Genomic DNA, 19,023 nt, shown 5'->3' with positions numbered 1-19,023 from the left:
TGGCTTTATTTTGTATTGAAGCTTTCAGATCTGCCCAGCTTCTGATTGCTCTAATAATTGGATTTTCTCTTAGTTATTTTTAAAAAAAAATAAAATAGTAATATTGCCGATGTAAGTATAAATATATCGAATAAAATGTTGATTGGTATCAAACCTATGTTGATTGACGTACCTTGTTGGCCATTATTACTGCCAAATTCTAAGAATAAAAACGGAAAGCCTATTCCCTTAATTTCAGATGAATAATAGCTGTAGATATTCAATCCAATAAAAATTAAAGCAGGTAATATCCAATACAATCTAGACCTTAAAAAAATCATAAAATAGAAGTAATTATACTTTAAAGACTAAAATAGATATATGACATACTACCGGTATATATTTCTATTTTTATTACTAACTCTTTATCAATATAGTAATATTTTCCGACTATCCCTCGTACTTCTACACGACCATCCTCATGTGCTGGTAAGGTAATGAAGCTGACATTTTTGCCAAAAGATTCATATGGGTTTTTGATAAAAAACTAAATCCTTTGTTATTAATGTTATAATGGCTTCAGGACATCTAAATGGCACGAAATTACTGCTTGCTACTTACGTGACCATTTTCAAAATAAAACCTTCCAACATTAACAAAAAGAAGTGAATTCATAGAAGCAGATCTTTTTGCTCAAGTAGCCGAAATATTGTACGTAACTCCAGATGCAATTGAGAATTTTAGTGAAAAAGCTGTGTTCAATATTATAAAGACATTTAATGACAATAGTTCTTATAACGGTGCTTGGAGCTCAAACCCAATATTTTCTTTCAATCCTATAGACAAACTCATCGGAGTCTATAAAGAAAACAAAAAACTCTACGAACGCCTTCTTGAAGCCGAAAAATCGAAGGTTGAATATTTAGAAAAATTACTGAATAGCAAATAAGCTATTCTTGTATATATTTCCATTGTACGACTCTCCGTTGCACAATGGAAATATCTTTTTAATAAGCTACTTTCGGATAAAATTCTTGTCAAAAACTAGATTAAAGAACCGATTTTGGTGAATTATCTTGATCACTAACTTTTCTTAAAGTCAATTTCAATCATTTGATTTTCTAATAAAATAGAAAGCGAATGATTTCATACAGGCATGTTAGGTTATTTACCTGTCAATTTCTTATGGCTTTCTCCCCAAGCCTCTAACTCTTTAATAACAGACTTCAACGCATATCCAATTTCTGTCATTTCATATTCTACACGTGGCGGAACTTCAGCATAAACAGTCCGGCTGATTATTTTATTCTCTTCGAGCTTACGCAGTTGCAAAGTCAACATCCGTTCAGTAATACCAGGTAGTTTCTTCTTTAGCTCTCCAAATCTAAGTTTACCACTTAACAACCAAGAACATATCACCAATGTCCATTGACCGCCAATGATATTTGAGGCGTATGCTTCCGGACATTCATCGCTCAGAGCAGCCTTATTGGAAAAGTTGGTTGAGGTTTGTTTGATTTCACTCATTACTTACATTATTTATAGTACCTAACAATTAGCTGGCAATATACAAAACTTCATGTGGAACCCTAACTTTGTCTTCAACAAATGAATAATTGAAATATGAAAACTTTAATAATTGTCGTCCATCCTCATATAACTAAGTCGGTGATAAATAAGAGATGGATTGAGGAACTGCTTAAGTATCCTGAAAAATATACCGTACACCATTTACAAGAAAGTTATCCAGAGGGAAATATCGATGTTTTGGCCGAACAGAGCCTAATCGAACAGTATGATAAAATTGTTTTCCAATTTCCTTTTTACTGGTTTAACTGCCCCGCTCTTTTAAAACAGTGGTTTGATGACGTGTTGACTCATGGATGGGCATATGGCAGTCAAAGCGGATATCGGATGCAAGGGAAGAAAATAGCCTTGGCGATATCTCTGGGCTTAGATGAAAACGATTTGAATGGAACAGGAAAATACAAGTACACCTTACAGGAACTCACACGACCTTTTGAGCTGACTTTTCAATATGTCAAAGTTAATTACCAAGTGCCATTTGCTTTTTATGGGATAGAGCACAGCATATCGGAAAGCCATCTAGCGCTTGGTGTCAAATCATATTTGGAGTTTCTAGATAAATTTTGACAGACCACACGCTTAAACTGAATTGCTAAATGTAAAAAGTATATAATTTAAAAATTTCAAGATGGAATCACAGAAAAAACGAGTATTAATTGTAGGCGGTTACGGTATGGTTGGGAGTCACATAGCACGACTAATCAGACAAGTTGATCCTCACATCGAACTTATTCTAGCGGGAAGAAATCCTCAAAATGGAATATCTTTAGCGAAGGAATTAAATCATACAGAAACAGCTTACATCAACCTTGAAGAAGGCTTCGATTTAAGTCCCTTTCAAAAAATTGATCTGATCATATCAGCAGTGGATGATCATCGTAATATAGTAAGAGAGACTGCTATCTTAAAGGGCATTGCGTGTATTGCCGTCAGCGAATTAGCTGATCAAATTTCTCCCACAGCATTTCTAGGCCTGCACAAAACGATCATTGCGCCAGTTGTATACGCTGGACATTGGCAAGCAGGAATATTAACGCTTGTGGTTAAACAACTAGCGAATAAATTCAGCAATATAAAAACGATCGAAATTGCCGGGTTATTTGACCCAAAGGATAGTGTTGGACCACTAGTTGCCAACGAAGTCAGTGGTTTTGTTGGTAATGCTCTGATACGCAAGGAGGGAAATTGGCTATCATTACAAGCAAAGGAAAACCCGAGAACTATTGATTTGTACAATCATTCCTCAGTAATAGGTTATCCACTTAGCACACTGGATGTACCGAGCATTGCCGCTTTTACGAGTGCGAAAAATATTCGGTTCGATTTTATCACAGGGGAATCAATAGGTAGCAATAAAGGCTTGCAAGCTTCACATGATTTATACATGACGATTGAAGGCACCCTACTATCCGGCGAAAAAAGAAAACTCAGCACAATCGTATCGGACCCGAGAGGAAATTCTCATCTAACCGCTGTTGGCGTATACTTGATTGCAGAAAAAATATTAGGACTTAATGGGCAGCCGGAACATAAGGTTGGAGGTTTACACCTTCCAGAAACTATTGTTCCAAGTCATAATATCAGTACCCGCTTAAAAGGCTTCGGAATCGAAATGATGGAGGAAACCTCTGAAAGTTTATAATACTTAATCCGGATATTATCAACATTATTAAACTAAGCCATGACTTAGCAATAGGCATATGAAAGGAATAGCAAGGATCAAGATTAGAACTAATGAATTGGCGTCTAAATAAAATATTAACGTGAAAAAACTGACATTAACTATATCCATCTTACTAGTAGTCGGCATTACTGCACAAGCGATGAGATATCTTCCTAATCAAAACACATTCCGAACAATTACAAATGCTCAAAATACGAATAACTGTAATGAAAATCACGGAGAAAGCTTGGAAATGGAATTATCTGACAGCAGTCTAGATACAAGCATTAATGAATCAATTCACATCAAAAAAGAAACAAAAATGAAAAATGCAACGATATTACATCAAGCAAATGAATTTGTTAAAAAGGGAAATTACGAGGATTTTCTAACTCATTGTACACCAGATACAAAATGGGTTTTTGTAGGTGAACGTATCCTCGAGGGTAAAGATAAAGTACGAGCCTATATGAAAGAATTTTATGTGGAACCGCCTGTATTTACCGTCGAAACGACCATTGAAGAAGGCAGCTTGGTAACCGTGACAGGTGAAATCACCTTGAAGGCGCCAAATGGCATTTATCACCACTATGATTATTGCGATATATGGCGCTTCGAAAATGGAAAAATTGCAGAATTGAAAGCTTTTGTCATAGAAAAGGAAAATCTTGACAAATGAATCAGTGAATAAAAATGAAACTAGATATTGATCCTAATATGGGTACAACTGCTTAAGATTATGAAGGAATTATAAATCTATTCAAAACTACCCATCAAAGTAAGAATAGTACATGGCCTCGATAGTTCGCATCACCGTAGGTTTAACAATAGTCACCCTTCATATAATCATTGGTGAAGGGTGACTAATTTTCTATTTATAACGATCTGCGATCATCACTTTCTCTTCCTTTATATTTTGCATAAAGTCAGTATATTCAATGGATAGTTTCTTTCTGTGAAAGTAAAAATAGAAGTCAAAGGAACAGCCGATAATGCCTTTACCTGGCAGATATACAAAACGGTCACTACCACGGTTAATTTTAAATTCAGGGTCTTGCCCATACCAATCTGTATACGTCCAAAATTGATAGGCAAGTTCCTCATTACGTACCCTTATCACTTCTAATAAGTATTTTCTTTTACCTCGTAGAAAATCGAATAAGACATTCAAAATTACAGGTTTGTTTACAGCCCCAGTATTCAACAAAAGTCCAGTTATTAACCTCCAATTAATCAGTCATAAGAAACTTGGTTTAAGAATATCAATACAAGCTAAAATTTCAATTAGGACTTTTCGCTAGTGTTTCGTTGAATTCAAAGCAGTAGATAAGTTTTTTTCTAATTCACTTGGATAATCGATGGGTTTTTGGTGAAAAAAATAAATGATTACAATTTGATGTTGCTCATCCCCCCGTCAATTCCGATGATCTGTCCAGTAATCCAAGCTGAATTTTCTGAAAGTAAAAACTTGACCATTTCTGCGATTTCGTCACCATTACCAATTCTTTGCAGCGGATGTCTTTTTTCCGAAGCCTCCCGCTTTTCAGGTGTTGAAAGGAGTTGTGAAGCAAGTTTTGTGTCCGTTAAAGAAGGTGCGATTGCATTAACCCTAATTTTCTGAGCAGACAATTCTGCCGCCAGACTTTTAGTCAGACCTTCCACAGCACTTTTACTGGCCGAAATCGATGCGTGAAAAGGCATTCCGATCTTGGCAGCGACAGAACTGAATAGTACAACCGACGCACTATCAGATTTTTTTAAATTAGGTAATAATTTCTGAATCGTTTTCACCGCACCCACAACATTGACTTCAAAATCATTTTTAAAATCATCAACTGAAAGTCTACTAAATGGTTTCAAATTAATACTTCCTGGCGCATAAACCAATCCGTCAATCACATCAGGAAAATTAATCTCGCCCAAATCTCCGGAGATAATATCCATGGGATGAAACTCCATATTCAAATTTCGAACTTCAGGATTTTCAGTTCGTGAAATTCCAATCACATGATGACTCTCTGATAATATTTTTGCAGTAGCAAATCCAATTCCTTGCCCACAGCCTATGATAACTATATTTTTCATATCCGTATATTTTATTAATATTAAATTTTACTCCTCCTAGGTTTGGGAAAAACAAAACTTTCAGCGTTTCGAAATTTTATTATGACTGATTGTTCGTTGTCTTGTACATTTAAACCTCACCATTTCAGGATTTCTTTTCATCAGATGTTTCTTGCTTACACTCGAATTCACTCTTTTTCTCCAAAGTCTAAAACTAGAAGGTTTCAATACTCTTCTCATCACTTCAATCACTTCAGATTCAGTAATTCCAAACTGAAATTCTATCGCTTCAAACGGCGTTCGGTCTTCCCATGCCATTTCGATAATGCGGTCCGTTTGTGTTAAATCAAATTCTTTCGTCATTATTTTAGATTTTTAATCGTCTGTTTTGCTATTTCAAGATGCTTGGATTTTTTCTCATCTTCCATTTTATCCAATGTGAGCAACATCATGCCAAGCCTCGGGTTTATCTCAAAAAACTTGCGGTTATCATTCACAAAATTCCAGAAAAGACCATCCCATTTATCCGTCCAGTCTCCGTCCATATAATCGCTCATTTTTTTGATATAGTTGCTTCCGCTGATGTACGGTTTCGTGCTCATTTTTCCGCCATCCGAAAAACTGCTCATCCCATAGACATTCGGCACCATCACCCAGTCGTAAGAATCAATAAATAATTCCATAAACCATTGATAAACATCATCAGGATCAATTTTAAGGAGATTCATCAAGTTAGCCGCAATCATCAGTCGCTCGATATGATGGGCATATCCCGTTTCTAAAACTTTTAAAATTGTGTTGTCTACCGGTTTTATTTCTGTCGTTCCAGTATAAAAAGACTGGGGAAGCGTGTTATGATGTTTCCAGTAATTTTTATTACGCTGATAAGTTCCCTGATACAAATAAACTCCCCTCACAAACTCTCTCCAGCCTAAAATCTGACGCACAAACCCTTCCAAAGAATTGATCGGGATTTTATGTTCTTCAGCGTGATCGATTGCTTTTTTCAAAACACGATCCGCAGTCAAAAGTCCAATATTAAGCAAAGGCGAAAGCACACTATGATGCAAAAAATTTTCACCACCCACGATACTATCTTCATACACTCCAAAATCAGCAAATCGAAATTCAAGAAACTGATTCAACCAATTTTCTGCTTGCTCAAAAGTAACAGGATACCGTTGATAAGAACTTAAATTGCCATAGTGATCACTGAAATTTTGATTAGTATATATTTTAGCTTCCTCAAAATACATGCTGTTTTCAGGAAAATTAATGAACGGCGCTTTTTTATTTTTAGGATATCTTTTTCTGTTTTCCGTATCAAAAGTCCATTTTTCACCAATAGGCTTGCCATCTTTCATCAGAATATTTCGAAAAACGCGCTGCTGCTTGTAAAAATCGGTCTGATGATAGGATTTTCTATTCTCAAAATATACCTTAAGATCTTCCCGAGTATTTATGAATAAAGGACTATCAAGAACTTCCAGTTCCAATTTGGTTTCCCTAATTCTTTTTTCAAGCCAATTGTCACAAACATCAGTAATGCGGATTTTCTCAAATTTTCCTTTTTCTAAATATTTAATCAAATTTTGGACATCAGAAAGTGGCGACGTACTTTCAATATATTCAACCTTAAATTTTTTTGTGATTAAATAACCCTCATAAAACTTCATACTCGCTCTATGCAAGGCAATTTTTTGTTTGTGAAATTTGTATTGATTAAAAAAGAGAAACTCTTCCAACAAAAAAATCGGCTGATCATTGTCCAGATAATCCGTATTTTTGAAAAGCTGATGCGGAAATATCAATTGTGCCGTTGATGATTTTACTGTAGCCATAAATTTCTGAATTTGTGGTTTGGATCGTACAGTTCGGCCTGTTTTTCAGCATTGAAAATTCTACTTCTTGGATCATTTCCAACACCTGCTAGATACATCCAATTTCCATAATTGCTATGAACATCATAGTCGATCAGCATTTCTTCAAAGTATGCGGCACCAATTCTCCACTCCTGTTTAAGAATTTTGCAAAAGTACGAAGCTACATTTTGACGTCCGCGATTACTCATCCAGCCTGTATTTTTAATTTCCAGCATATTGGCATTGATAAAATCAGAATTTGTTTCGCCATTTATCCATTCATTCACTAAATTTTGATCAAATTTAAATTGAACATCTCTTTCTAAAATCCCAACTTTAAGGAATATTTTATCCCGAAATCGCATTGAAGTATATTTAAAAAAATCACGCCACAATAGCTCAAAAACAAGCCAATAAGTTGACTCATTATATCCGAATTTTGACTCATATTTCTTGATTTCGTGGAAAATAGATACAGCAGACAAGCTTCCGTTTGCAAGCCAGGCAGAAAATTTGCTACTGTAATCTTCACCGATTAAACCATTTCTTGTCTCTTTATAACAACTTAGATTTTTAGTTTCAAAAAGATAAGCATTCAATCGTTGTATAGCTGCTGTTTCTCCACCCGAAAATGGAAAAGCCGTAGATTGATGCACTTCAAAATCATCGAAACCCAACGTTTTTAATGTGATGTCATCGCTGTCTATTTGCAAATCTAAATTTGGCCTTCTGTTCACTAAATGTTCACAATCAAATTCATTTCTAACTTTAAAATCTTTCTCAATTTTTTGTCTGAAATTAGTAAACAATAAAGGAATTTCATCTAATTTCTCAGCCACGAAATTAGGTTGAAGCAACAGTTGGGAATAAGATTTAACCCATTTTACACCTGGTAAAATACGCTTGATTTTATTATCCAAAACGACTTCTTCTTGAGTCCATTCACTTTGACAGAATATTTTTTCAATCTCAAATTGCCCCGAAATTTGATTAAATACATCCTGAGTTCGTCCAATTTTTTTAAGAAACGGAATATTTTTTTGATTTAAATTACTATTCAAATCCAAAACTGTATCCAGCAAAAATTGAGCTCTGAATTTTCCAATTTTCTTAAAACCAAGTGGTGCCGAACAGAAAAAAGTTTCGTCAAAAATATATAGTGCAAGAAAAGGCAAATCTTCCTGCATGACATTGAAAAGTGACTCGTTATCTCTAATTCTTAAATCGTTGCCGAACCAGAGAATGTTGATTTTTTGTTTTTCCGGCATCGTTCACTACAATATTTTACGTCGTCCCAATTTTTTTCCCATTTTTTCCGCCAATTGAAGCGCAATTCGCACACTTCACAAATCTTTGAAGGTAAGTTAGCAGGCATTTATTGAATGAAATTTTGATATTGATTGATGACGATATTTTGCGCTTTCAAATCATGCATCATATTATACAAACCAAAAAATGTTCGGTTCATATAAATAAAATGTTTCGAACCTCTGTTGGTGTTCATCCCTTTCATACTACTCAGTTTCGCATACCGCTGACCTAAATCTGCAATTTCCTGAAAGAAAGTTTCATCAGAAAAATCAAAATTCACCGTATTGAAAGGTCTTGTAAATAATTCCAGTAATTCGTAAAATAATTTGGTAAAAAATTCCAGTTCCTTTGTAGAATCAGTGTCACACAAGATTTCCAACTGGTATAATTTTTCTTTGAAAAATTCAGGATTATCCAAATTCTCTCGTTTAGCCAATTCAAAATAAGGTTTGTAAAAATCATTCGGAATTTCCTTAATGCAACCAAAGTCAATCACAAGCAGCTTCTTATCTGTCGATACCAAAAAATTTCCTGGATGCGGGTCCGCATGCACTTGCTTCAGAACATGCATTTGGTACATATAAAAATCCCAAAGCGTCTGTCCGATTTTATTCAGATCATCCTGTGAATGATCTTGTTTTGTAAACTCTGAAAAATGCTTTCCGTTCATCCAATCCATCGTAATGACTCTTTCACAAGAAAACTCAGGATAATATTTCGGAAAATCCAGGTTCGGAAGATGAGCACATTTTTCAGAAATTTCCTGACTCCTTTTTAGTTCCAAATCATAATCAGTTTCCTCAAACAATTTATTTTCCACTTCCTGAAAATACGATTCCGAACCCTCTTTTTTAATGTTAAACATCTTCATCGCAATCGGTTTTACCATTTTCAGATCGCTCGAAATACTATCTCTAACACCAGGATATTGAATTTTGACAGCAAAATTTTGACCATCTTTCTTCGCTTTATGAACTTGCCCGATACTTGCCGCATTAACAGATTCAGTAGTAAACTCATCAAATAAATCCTCTGGATTTTTTCCAAAATATTTTCTAAAAGTTTTTTTCACCAAAGCACCAGAAAGCGGTGGAACAGAAAATTGCGATAAAGAAAATTTCTCAACGTAAGCTTGCGGAAGAATATTTTTCTCCATACTCAGCATCTGGGCAACTTTCAAAGCAGAACCTTTCAATTCTTTTAAAGAATCGTAAATATCGGTCGCATTATCTTCATTTAAAGTTTTCCGAGCCTCATCCTCATCCTTAATAATTTTGTTTCCGTAATATTTGATGTAATTAACGCCAACTTTGGCACCGGCTTTCAACAAACTGCTTGTTCGTTCTAACTTTCCTGTCGGTATTTTATGGAGTGTTTTCATTTTAAAATTTCATTGTTAATACACTGAAGAATTTCCATTATTTTGATTGAAATACAGAAAATTTAAAATTCAGATTTGTCCTTTAAGCTTTTCTGAATGTTTCTTTGAATAAAAACTTACCCAGGTCGACTACTTTCCGCAAAGGTTCATTATCCATCAGTTCAAATCCTGTATCGATAGTCTTTTCAATGAAGATATCTGTTTTTTCAAATGCTGGAGAAGTATCTTTTTTCCAAAACTCGATAGCAGAAACCAGATGAAGCCAAAATGCTTCTTCTCTAGCTTTTTGATGAAAATTTCTCACATCATCTTGTGCCTCTTTAATCATGCTCCAATCGTTAAAATCAAGCGTTTTGATAAAATCTCGATGCGTCTTTTTGAGTTGATTTGAAATTTTTGCGAAATGTAATTTGTCATTTCCTAAAATCATCAAAATCAGGGAACGATTCATCGTCATATTTTCAAAAAAGATAAAATAGACATTCAAAAGCCTTTCTTTCGACGTCATCTCATCCCCAATATGAGCCTCTGATGCCAATGCGACAGATTTATCAAAAAGATTAACCAACATTGATTTTTCAATCTGCTCAAAACTTGAAAAATAATCATAAAAATCCTTCTCTTCAAACCCATTGTCCTTTGCGAAACGATAAATATTTTTTGGTCTTTCGCCGTGATTCAAAATGTACTCTCCGTACAATTCAAATATTTTATCTGCTGTCATTAGATTTTCCATTTTTGTATTTATATCTTACACCAGACAATTTAGTAATAAATTATACTAATGTAATAAACAAAAGTATAATATTACACTGTTTCAATGATTCAAAATAAGACTAGTGCTAAAAATATAGGGTTCAAGTCAACATGTGAGTCGATTGTGGAATAGCTACGATCCACTCATCTTCTAAAAAATACGAGAGCCACATTGAGGTTATGTGACTAAAAACATCGATTTGCTCCCTTGTTTCATGTATGTTTTTATTTCCACTGCATTAAAGGAGAGGTTTTCATTCTAGAAAATGTAAATTAGGAAGAACTTGATGTCACAATGAAATTAAGACTGCTAACAAATCCAGCTTACACATTTCCATTTTAGTATCTTTCTGATTGATTTTAGTAGGGTACTTTTATAAAAGACCCTACTAAAATCAACGCCAACCTAATTCGGGAGCGATATATTTTAAAATAGTAGAAAGTACATGCACATTATAGTCAACGCCTAACGTATTGGGAATGGTGAGCAATAAGGTATCAGCCTCTTTGATAGCTTCGTCCTGAGATAATTCTGCAATAAGCTTTTCAGGTTCAGCAGCATAGCTTTTACCAAACACAGCCCTCCTATCCTGCTCAATATAACCAAAGCTATCCTTACCTTTTCCTTCATGTCCAAAATAAGACCGGTCTTGATCATTGATAAGAGCAAAAATAGATCGACTCACAGCGACTCTGGGTTCACGTTGATGTCCTGCTTTTTTCCAAGCTTCTTTATACAGCCTAATTTGTTCTGCTTGCTGGATATGGAATGGCTTTCCATTCTCGTCATACTTAAGGGTAGAACTTTGTAGGTTCATGCCATGTTCCGCGGCCCATACTGCTGTTGCGTTCGATGCTGCCCCCCACCATATCCTGTCCCGCAATCCTGCAGAATAGGGCTCCAATCGTAATAAACCTGGCAGATTCGGAAACATGGGATTGGGATTTGGCATGGCGAATCCGACACCATTCAATCGTTCTAGAAACTCCATGGATTTTTTACGTCCCATATCAGCATCGGTCTCCCCATCTTCGGTCCCATAGCCAAAATAACGCCATCCCTCAATTACCTGCTCAGGAGAACCTCTGCTTATGCCAAGCTGTAGCCTTCCCTCTGAGATCAAATCAGCAGCACCAGCATCTTCAACCATATACAGAGGGTTTTCATACCTCATATCGATCACCCCGGTCCCAATCTCTATGTGTTTCGTCTTAGCACCGATAGCGGCAAGTAAGGGGAACGGCGAAGCCAGTTGCTTCGCAAAGTGATGTACCCTAAAGTACGCTCCATCAAGTCCTATTTCTTCAGCGGCTACCGATAGATCAATAGACTGAAGCAGCGTGTCGCTAGCTGTTCGTGCCTGATAAGATGGATGATTGGCCCAATGCCCAAATGATAAAAATCCTATTTTCTTCATAATAGCTTATCGTTTCTAATTTTCTTGAGTATTATTCTCGATACTAATGAACATTTCGTTAGACTCTTCAGCGATTATTTTAAGAAAACGGTCATAATGTTTAAGTACATCGCTGATTAATTCATTTTTGGTAAAATACTGCACATCGTATCCTTCACGTGAATCACCAAAATATGTTTTAGGAAAATAAGTCACCTTACCTTCCAGATCTGGCAAATTATCATCATCCACCATATATTCAGAGACAATCCTTTTTTGCCCCATAACTCCGTAGACAAAATTGTTGACAATGTCATGATGGATTTCTAAATTAATCTTTAAATTGTCAGGCATATAATTGATCTCAACAGCAATTCCGTTTAGTGCAAATTCATCCTTCAGTTCAGTGAATGCAGGCATTACCTGCTCTTGTATAAAAGTTTTTACAGACTTCTCCGTCTTAAAAGAAATAATTTGCTTCAGCCGTTGTTTCCAGAATTCACCTGACCAAGGGATTGTTGAAACAGACAATCCCTTTTCGTAGTAACGATAGTCGATGACAAGAGCCTTCATCAATGACACCACAAACAAGATCATAATAATAGCAAACGGCAAAGCAGTGATAAGAGTCATTGTTTGTAACGCTTCTAGCCCTCCTGCATTCAATAACATTAACGACAATACGGCCAAAAGTACGCCCCAGAATACGATCTGCAGTTTAGGAGATTTACTGGAGTTTTTTGAAGATATACTGTCCATCACCAGCATTCCTGAATCCGCAGAGGTGACAAAAAATATCATAATAATTGAAATGACCGTAAAAGCTAAAATATTGGAAAGTGGCAGATACTCCAAAAATCTAAACATCAGAGCATCCGGATCAGAAACCAAGGCACTTAGTGCGCCGTTTGCAATATTAAAGTCAATCCAGATTGCACTGTTGCCGAAAACCGACATCCAGATAAAATTGAATAGTGTCGGTATGATCAAAACTGCTGCAATAAACTCACGGATACTGCGTCCCTTAGAAATTTTTGCAATAAAAAGCCCAACAAAAGGTGACCATGAAATCCACCATGCCCAATACAGAATAGTCCAGTTATAAAACCAAGGGAGTGTTTTATCCTCGTACACATGCGTATTGAAAGTAAGATCAAAAAAATTATTGATATAATTACCCAGTCCATTGGTAAAACTTCCGATAAGATAAACGGTCGGTCCTAGAATCAACACAAATAACAGGAGAATAATAACTGCTACCACATTGATATTACTTAAGATCTTAATTCCTTTATTAACGCCAGAAACTGCAGATAAAACAGCAAACGACACCAAAACAACAACGATTAATATCTGATAGATAAACCCTGTTTGCGGCAAAATTTTAAGAGTCTCCAGTCCTGAATTTATTTGAACAACTCCAAATCCCAAGGTTGTTGTAATACCAAAAAAAGTGCTACATAGCGCAAATATATCAATAACATTTCCCCACTTGCCTTTGATTCTGTCTTTCAATAAAGGATATAAACAGCTGCGAAGCGATAATGGAAGCCGATACCGGTAAGTAAAGTAAGCTAAACATAGGCCAACAAGACCATAAATTGCCCAAGCATGAATTCCCCAGTGGAAAAAGGTATAAAGTTGTGCATTTTTTGCTCTGCTTATAACTTGACTTTCAGAAAAAGCATCCGTAGCATAATGTTGCATCGGTTCTGCCACACTGAAATACATCAAACCGATTCCCATACCGGCAGCAAAAAGCATAGAGATCCATGAAAAAAAAGAATGTTCGGGCCTGCTGTCGTTGGTGCCCAGTCTAATTTTTCCATACTTACTAAACATCAGAAATACCAAAAAAATTACAAATACCGTCACACACCATACATATACCCAGTTCAGATTAACAAAAATAAAATTTTTAATTTCATCCAGAATAGCCTTGATTTCAACAGGAAACAAGACCGAGAAAAGACATATTCCTATTATAAATATTAAGCTGGGTATGGTAACTCCTTTATCGAATGTAAATTTGAGCTTCGTTTGTTTTGATGAATTCATAATAGAGAGAGAATTTTTACAATACTTTCAAATATACAATTTTTACAATAGCCCATATTATAATTTAATTTAAAATTAATCAACATCATTCAAACACTTATAGAAAAATTTCACCTCATTCTGGGAAATGAATAGTTTACCTTGGAAATCGTTATTGAATGATGATCTCCTAAATGTTATATTAAATTGGATATGGCAGAGTAGTCCGCTGTCATTAAAAATAGATAAGATTTAAAATATGTGGAATACTAAATAAAGCCACACTGATATTCTCATCTAATTTTTTTATGGTTTTAGTACATCAATCAGTTTTAAAACAGCGCAAAAACCATTACATTTGTCCACGTGAAAAATCTTTCAATCATATTAATATTGTCTCTTTATTTATTCTCTACGACAGAATTAATTCAGTTATTGAAGATACCCATATTGATATCACATTGCGTTGAGCATCAAAAAAATAACAGCAAACTGACGATAGGACAGTTTTTGTTCGATCATTACAATAAGCACGATCAAGATGGTGATACAGATACCGATCAGAAACTACCCTTTATTAAGCATGCTAATTCTTTGAATGTAACAGCCATCTACTGTCGAGTTTCCACCCAGCTACCACAGCTGATGTCCAATATTTTCTTCGAAAAAAAGGCGTTTTTTCATGATGATCAAGACCGCGTCAGTACGTACATCAATCATATTTGGCAACCACCAAAGCTACTCTAATCATTTTTTTTAAAATCTCATACCTCACCTACATCGAGTTGAATAATGTTGATTAGCATCATCCTATTTGATGCACCCCTTTACTATTATGCATGTGATATTATATCGCGATGCAGTTAAAGGATCGTATTTTTATATAGAATTTTAAAATGATAATAAAAGAGCAGTAACATGTCAAATGAACAAACAGCTATAAAAGCAACATATTTTAGTATAGTCGGAAATTTTTTACTTGCAGTTCTGAAATGGTTAGCAGGTTATTTCGGTAATTCATACGCCCTTATTGCCGACGCAATAGAATCAACCACAGATATTTTTTCTTCATTCCTGGTATTACTTGGGTTAAAATATGCCAAAAGACCTGCCGACGAAAATCATCCATACGGGCATGGTCGTATTGAACCACTGATTACATTTGCAGTAGTTGGTTTCCTCATTATTTCAGCCACTATAATTGCCTATGAGAGTATTCAAAATATTGGCAAACCACACGAATTACCAAAACCTTGGACACTCATTGTTTTACTGACCATCATCATATGGAAGGAAATATCGTATCGTATTGTCATAAAAAAGAGCAAAGAAACCGGAAGCTCCTCACTCAAAGCTGACGCTTGGCATCATCGTAGCGACGCCATAACCTCAGTAGCTGCCTTCATCGGCATTTCAATAGCATTGATTTTAGGAAAAGGATATGAAAGTGCCGATGACTTCGCTGCGCTTTTTGCATCAGGATTTATTTTATACAATTGTTATCTGATTTTCCGACCAGCATTAGCAGAAATTATGGATGAAAACCTTTACGAAGATCTCATTGCAGATATTCGTATCCATTCTTTAAAAGTCGAAGGAATATTAGATACAGAAAAATGTTTCGTTCGAAAATCAGGTACAAAACATCTTGTCGATCTACACGCAATTGTCAATGGCGATATAACAGTGAAGGAAGGCCATATCTTAGCGCATAATTTGCAGGCATATCTCCAGCAAGAAATGCCGCAACTGGGAAATATTTTGATCCATGTAGAACCCAATTGATCGATAACATCGATCAAGAAGTATAGCATATAGTCATGTAATGATACGGATAGATCATTCTCGATTTCTCCAATAGGTATCTGCCCCATTTTTCCATAATCATTTTTATAAAAAAAGGCTATCCGCAATGGATAGCCATAAAAGATATCCTTCTTCCAAATGATGACCTTATAAATTTATCAATCTAGCCACCTCTTCTGCTGATTCAATAACGTCAAATGACGTCGTACCATGTGTGGAAGAAACGATGCAAAAAATAGTCGTAAGAGATTTACCCTGATAATCATTTTGTACGAAATGAACGATATTTTCCGCTATAAAATAGATCGGTCTCTCTACTACCTCATCACCTTTTTTAACCCGCTGAGTTAATTTAATTGATTTAGCCATATTAAGTATTATTGGTTGCACTAAATATACTAAAATCAAAGCCTTATTCCAATATCGACATATCCTTCTGCCCCATTCGCCAAAACAAATAAGCAAAATCCTTTTAATTTGTCCACCTAATTATTTTAAAAAAAATTGAAAAGTAAATAATTAATCGTAATATTGCGATATACAAATAATATCAATATGGGAGTTACCAGAGCAGATCTTTTTACAGACGAACAAAATCACATGGCCAATATCATTAAAGCACTTGGACATCCTGCACGTATTGCCATTATTGAATACTTATTAAAAGTAAATGTATGTATATGTAGTGACATCGTAGATGAACTGCCCTTAGCGCAGTCAACCATATCGCAGCATCTCAAAGAGTTGAAAAATGCAGGACTTATCAAGGGAAATATAGAAGGAACATCCATATGTTATTGTATAGATGAGAAAACCTTTGGATTTTTAAAAAATTACTTTGGTCAAATCGTTGTCAATACCCAAAATCAAAAATGCTGTTAAGACAATATTTCATCCTGTAGCATAAATTTTTTTATTCATACATATCGCAATATAGCGATATACAAATTATATAACATATGAAATTATCAGACATCAAAAAAATTCTACCGACATTAGAACATGTGGTCTTTCAACTAGCAGATGGCACCGCTGTTCCAGCACATGTTCATGTCACAGAAGTAGGGCAAATCAGTAAAAATTTTATCGATTGTGGAGGTACCATCCGAGTAGAGCATACTGTAAATTTTCAATTGTGGAATGCCGACGACTACGAGCATCGCTTGAAACCAGATAAATTGTTGCATATTATTCAATTGTCAGAAGAAAAACTACAGATCGGCGATTACGAAATCGAAGTAGAATATCAACGCGAGACCATTGGAAAATACAGCTTAGATTTCGATGGAAAAAACTTGGTACTCATCAATAAAACCACGGCCTGCTTGGCGTTAGAATCGTGTGGTATTCCCTTAAAACCATTACATGTGGTAGCATCTACAAGTAATTCATGTACTCCTGGCTCTGGCTGCTGCTAATCAGTAAAAATATGAATCCAAAATTAGACATCACGATCAAAAGCATCGTTCATACAGCAATCGATCAAGAGCGTAAAGCTATTTTACAGCCCTTGATTGACTTTATCCAGCTCAAGGTGAATCAAGATACAGACGTCAATTTAAACTTCATCTGTACGCACAATTCAAGGCGAAGTCACCTGTGTCAGATCTGGTCGCAACTAGCTGCATGGTACTATCAAATTCCAAAGACATCTTGTTATTCTGGAGGTACAGAAGCAACTGCACTATTTCCAAAAGTAGTAGAAATACTGAAAGAAGAAGGCATGCAAATCGATATGATCGCCGACACTGCCAATCCCATATATGCAATCAAATTTGATCAAAATGCAGCACCTCTGATTGGCTTCTCTAAGCAGTATGATAACAACTTCAACCCACAATCCCATTTTGCTGCGATTATGACCTGCTCACACGCAGATCAGGGCTGTCCTTATATCCCTGCTGCTGAAAAAAGAATTTCAGTCACATTTGAAGATCCCAAAATAGCTGATGGTACCGAGCAGCAAGATGAAGTATACAGAGCACGAAGTTTAGAAATTGCCTCACAAATGTTTTATGTCTTTTCTCAAATCAAAAAATAAGTATGGAGACCAAACTAAAATTTCTTGATCGATTTTTGACTTTATGGATATTTCTAGCCATGTTGCTCGGTGTATCGCTTGGTTATTTTTATCCCCAAGTACCTGATATCTTCAACACGCTCACAGTAGGAAGTACCAATATTCCCTTAGCCATAGGGTTAATACTCATGATGTATCCGCCATTGGCAAAAGTCGACTACTCCCTATTACCTCAGGCATTTTCGGACAAAAAAGCAATAACAATTTCACTTATACTCAACTGGATCATCGGTCCTATATTGATGTTCGGATTAGCGATCATCTTCCTGCGAGATCAACCTGACTATATGGTAGGACTGATTTTAATCGGGCTAGCCCGATGTATAGCCATGGTGATCGTATGGAATGATCTCGCCAAAGGAAATCGAGAATATGGAGCACTATTGATCGCCTTGAATAGTATTTTCCAAGTATTTTCCTATAGTTTTTTAGTTTGGCTGTTTATCAATAAGCTACCCGCCAGCCTGGGTATTGCACAGTTCAATGTATCCGTATCCATCAAAGATGTGACAGAAAGTGTTTTCATTTATCTGGGCATCCCCTTTTTACTAGGCTTCCTCAGTCGGTACGTATTGATCAAAACAAAAGGTAAGGAATGGTTCAACCGAAAATACATCCCGACCATCTCTCCCATTACACTTTATGCGCTATTATTTACCATTGTACTCATGTTCAGCCTAAAAGGAGACCAGATTGTAAAATTACCACTAGACGTTCTCCAAATAGCAATTCCACTGATACTCTATTTCGTGATCATGTTCTTTACCAGTTTTTTTATCAGCAAATCCCAAAATATCCCCTACGACAAGAATGCCTCCATTGCCTTTACAGCCACGGGTAATAATTTTGAATTAGCGATTGCAGTTGCTATAGCCGTGTTCGGAATACACTCACCCCAAGCTTTTGTTGGCGTCATTGGCCCATTGATAGAAGTACCTGTATTAATTCTTCTGGTAAGAACTAGTTTATGGCTAAAAAAGAAATATTATCCTTTAAAGTAGCGTACCCATAAAACACTAAAAAGAGTCTTTAACTAAAATTGCAGAAATTACACACCTACAATAGAAGATGATGACTGACCAAGGTTAGTACATCATCTT

General features: G+C 35.7%; 21 protein-coding genes. 9 read left to right on the top strand and 12 right to left on the bottom strand.

Annotation, left to right across the window (positions count from 1 at the left end):
- Positions 1-1,143 precede the first annotated feature (1,143 nt).
- Positions 1,144-1,506 carry a winged helix-turn-helix transcriptional regulator gene (locus tag B3P23_RS11320; protein ID WP_045756547.1) on the bottom strand — a complete coding sequence of 121 codons (363 nt, stop codon included), beginning with the start codon at positions 1,504-1,506 and terminating at the stop codon, positions 1,144-1,146.
- Between the two features lie 96 nt (positions 1,507-1,602).
- Here B3P23_RS11320 and B3P23_RS11315 point away from each other — a divergent pair, with 96 nt between their 5' ends.
- The 3 genes from B3P23_RS11315 to B3P23_RS11305 all read left to right on the top strand — a co-directional run bounded on the left by B3P23_RS11315 (position 1,603) and on the right by B3P23_RS11305 (position 3,908).
- Positions 1,603-2,133, top strand: coding sequence for an NAD(P)H-dependent oxidoreductase (locus B3P23_RS11315; protein WP_293926002.1), 531 nt, complete (start codon positions 1,603-1,605; stop codon positions 2,131-2,133).
- Positions 2,134-2,194: 61 nt separating this feature from the next.
- Positions 2,195-3,208 (top strand): hypothetical protein, encoded by a 1,014-nt coding sequence (locus B3P23_RS11310; protein ID WP_293925999.1) that lies wholly within the window; start codon positions 2,195-2,197, stop codon positions 3,206-3,208.
- Positions 3,209-3,329: 121 nt separating this feature from the next.
- Positions 3,330-3,908: a nuclear transport factor 2 family protein gene (locus B3P23_RS11305; RefSeq protein WP_293925996.1), complete on the top strand. Its 579-nt coding sequence runs from the start codon at positions 3,330-3,332 to the stop codon at positions 3,906-3,908.
- A gap of 192 nt (positions 3,909-4,100) precedes the next feature.
- Here the strand turns inward: B3P23_RS11305 and B3P23_RS11300 are convergent, their stop codons facing one another.
- From B3P23_RS11300 to B3P23_RS11255, 10 genes are all read right to left on the bottom strand, one after another.
- Positions 4,101-4,400, bottom strand: a complete 300-nt coding sequence (locus B3P23_RS11300; RefSeq protein WP_293925994.1) for a hypothetical protein — start codon at positions 4,398-4,400, stop codon at positions 4,101-4,103.
- A gap of 215 nt (positions 4,401-4,615) precedes the next feature.
- Positions 4,616-5,314 carry an SDR family NAD(P)-dependent oxidoreductase gene (locus B3P23_RS11295; RefSeq protein WP_293925991.1) on the bottom strand — a complete coding sequence of 233 codons (699 nt, stop codon included), beginning with the start codon at positions 5,312-5,314 and terminating at the stop codon, positions 4,616-4,618.
- A gap of 60 nt (positions 5,315-5,374) precedes the next feature.
- The gene (locus tag B3P23_RS11290) at positions 5,375-5,656 is read right to left on the bottom strand and encodes a TIGR03643 family protein (RefSeq protein WP_045752289.1); all 282 of its coding nucleotides are present in this window, start codon (positions 5,654-5,656) and stop codon (positions 5,375-5,377) included.
- On the bottom strand, positions 5,656-7,134 hold the full coding sequence (locus B3P23_RS11285; protein WP_293925988.1) for a cryptochrome/photolyase family protein: 1,479 nt from the start codon (positions 7,132-7,134) through the stop codon (positions 5,656-5,658). Before B3P23_RS11285 ends, B3P23_RS11290 begins: the two co-directional genes overlap by 1 nt.
- Positions 7,122-8,423: a DASH family cryptochrome gene (locus tag B3P23_RS11280; protein WP_293925985.1), complete on the bottom strand. Its 1,302-nt coding sequence runs from the start codon at positions 8,421-8,423 to the stop codon at positions 7,122-7,124. The genes B3P23_RS11285 and B3P23_RS11280 overlap by 13 nt, the downstream gene beginning before the upstream one ends.
- Entirely contained in the window at positions 8,375-8,530 is a 156-nt protein-coding gene (locus B3P23_RS11275; protein ID WP_293925982.1) for a DUF2256 domain-containing protein, read from the bottom strand. The genes B3P23_RS11280 and B3P23_RS11275 overlap by 49 nt, the downstream gene beginning before the upstream one ends.
- A complete protein-coding gene (locus B3P23_RS11270; protein WP_293925979.1) occupies positions 8,531-9,847 on the bottom strand; it encodes an ABC1 kinase family protein in 1,317 nt (438 codons plus the stop codon).
- Positions 9,848-9,929: 82 nt separating this feature from the next.
- Complete coding sequence (locus tag B3P23_RS11265; protein ID WP_293925977.1) at positions 9,930-10,583, bottom strand: TetR family transcriptional regulator C-terminal domain-containing protein; 654 nt, start codon at positions 10,581-10,583, stop codon at positions 9,930-9,932.
- A 415-nt stretch (positions 10,584-10,998) separates the two neighbouring features.
- Complete coding sequence (locus B3P23_RS11260; RefSeq protein WP_293925975.1) at positions 10,999-12,021, bottom strand: LLM class flavin-dependent oxidoreductase; 1,023 nt, start codon at positions 12,019-12,021, stop codon at positions 10,999-11,001.
- Between the two features lie 15 nt (positions 12,022-12,036).
- The gene (locus B3P23_RS11255; protein ID WP_293925973.1) at positions 12,037-14,058 is read right to left on the bottom strand and encodes a BCCT family transporter; all 2,022 of its coding nucleotides are present in this window, start codon (positions 14,056-14,058) and stop codon (positions 12,037-12,039) included.
- A 345-nt stretch (positions 14,059-14,403) separates the two neighbouring features.
- On the opposite strand from B3P23_RS11255, the gene B3P23_RS11250 reads away from it, so the two are divergent.
- Positions 14,404-14,784 carry a hypothetical protein gene (locus tag B3P23_RS11250; RefSeq protein WP_248753315.1) on the top strand — a complete coding sequence of 127 codons (381 nt, stop codon included), beginning with the start codon at positions 14,404-14,406 and terminating at the stop codon, positions 14,782-14,784.
- 171 nt (positions 14,785-14,955) lie between these two features.
- Positions 14,956-15,822, top strand: a complete 867-nt coding sequence (locus tag B3P23_RS11245; protein ID WP_094773452.1) for a cation diffusion facilitator family transporter — start codon at positions 14,956-14,958, stop codon at positions 15,820-15,822.
- Between the two features lie 168 nt (positions 15,823-15,990).
- On the opposite strand, the gene B3P23_RS11240 is transcribed toward B3P23_RS11245, so the two are convergent.
- On the bottom strand, positions 15,991-16,212 hold the full coding sequence (locus tag B3P23_RS11240) for a hypothetical protein (RefSeq protein ID WP_045752281.1): 222 nt from the start codon (positions 16,210-16,212) through the stop codon (positions 15,991-15,993).
- Between the two features lie 186 nt (positions 16,213-16,398).
- On the opposite strand from B3P23_RS11240, the gene B3P23_RS11235 reads away from it, so the two are divergent.
- From B3P23_RS11235 to arsB, 4 genes are all read left to right on the top strand, one after another.
- On the top strand, positions 16,399-16,725 hold the full coding sequence (locus B3P23_RS11235; protein WP_094773454.1) for an ArsR/SmtB family transcription factor: 327 nt from the start codon (positions 16,399-16,401) through the stop codon (positions 16,723-16,725).
- Between the two features lie 77 nt (positions 16,726-16,802).
- Positions 16,803-17,261, top strand: coding sequence for a DUF6428 family protein (locus B3P23_RS11230; protein ID WP_293925963.1), 459 nt, complete (start codon positions 16,803-16,805; stop codon positions 17,259-17,261).
- Positions 17,262-17,272: 11 nt separating this feature from the next.
- Complete coding sequence (locus tag B3P23_RS11225; RefSeq protein WP_293925960.1) at positions 17,273-17,884, top strand: protein-tyrosine-phosphatase; 612 nt, start codon at positions 17,273-17,275, stop codon at positions 17,882-17,884.
- A gap of 2 nt (positions 17,885-17,886) precedes the next feature.
- Positions 17,887-18,924, top strand: a complete 1,038-nt coding sequence (arsB, locus tag B3P23_RS11220; RefSeq protein WP_293925957.1) for an ACR3 family arsenite efflux transporter — start codon at positions 17,887-17,889, stop codon at positions 18,922-18,924.
- The last annotated feature ends 99 nt before the right edge of the window (positions 18,925-19,023 follow it).

The sequence above is a fragment of the Sphingobacterium sp. UBA6320 genome, assembly GCF_002440335.1.
Taxonomy (GTDB): domain Bacteria; phylum Bacteroidota; class Bacteroidia; order Sphingobacteriales; family Sphingobacteriaceae; genus Sphingobacterium.
This window is presented reverse-complemented; position numbering and strand designations above follow the sequence as displayed.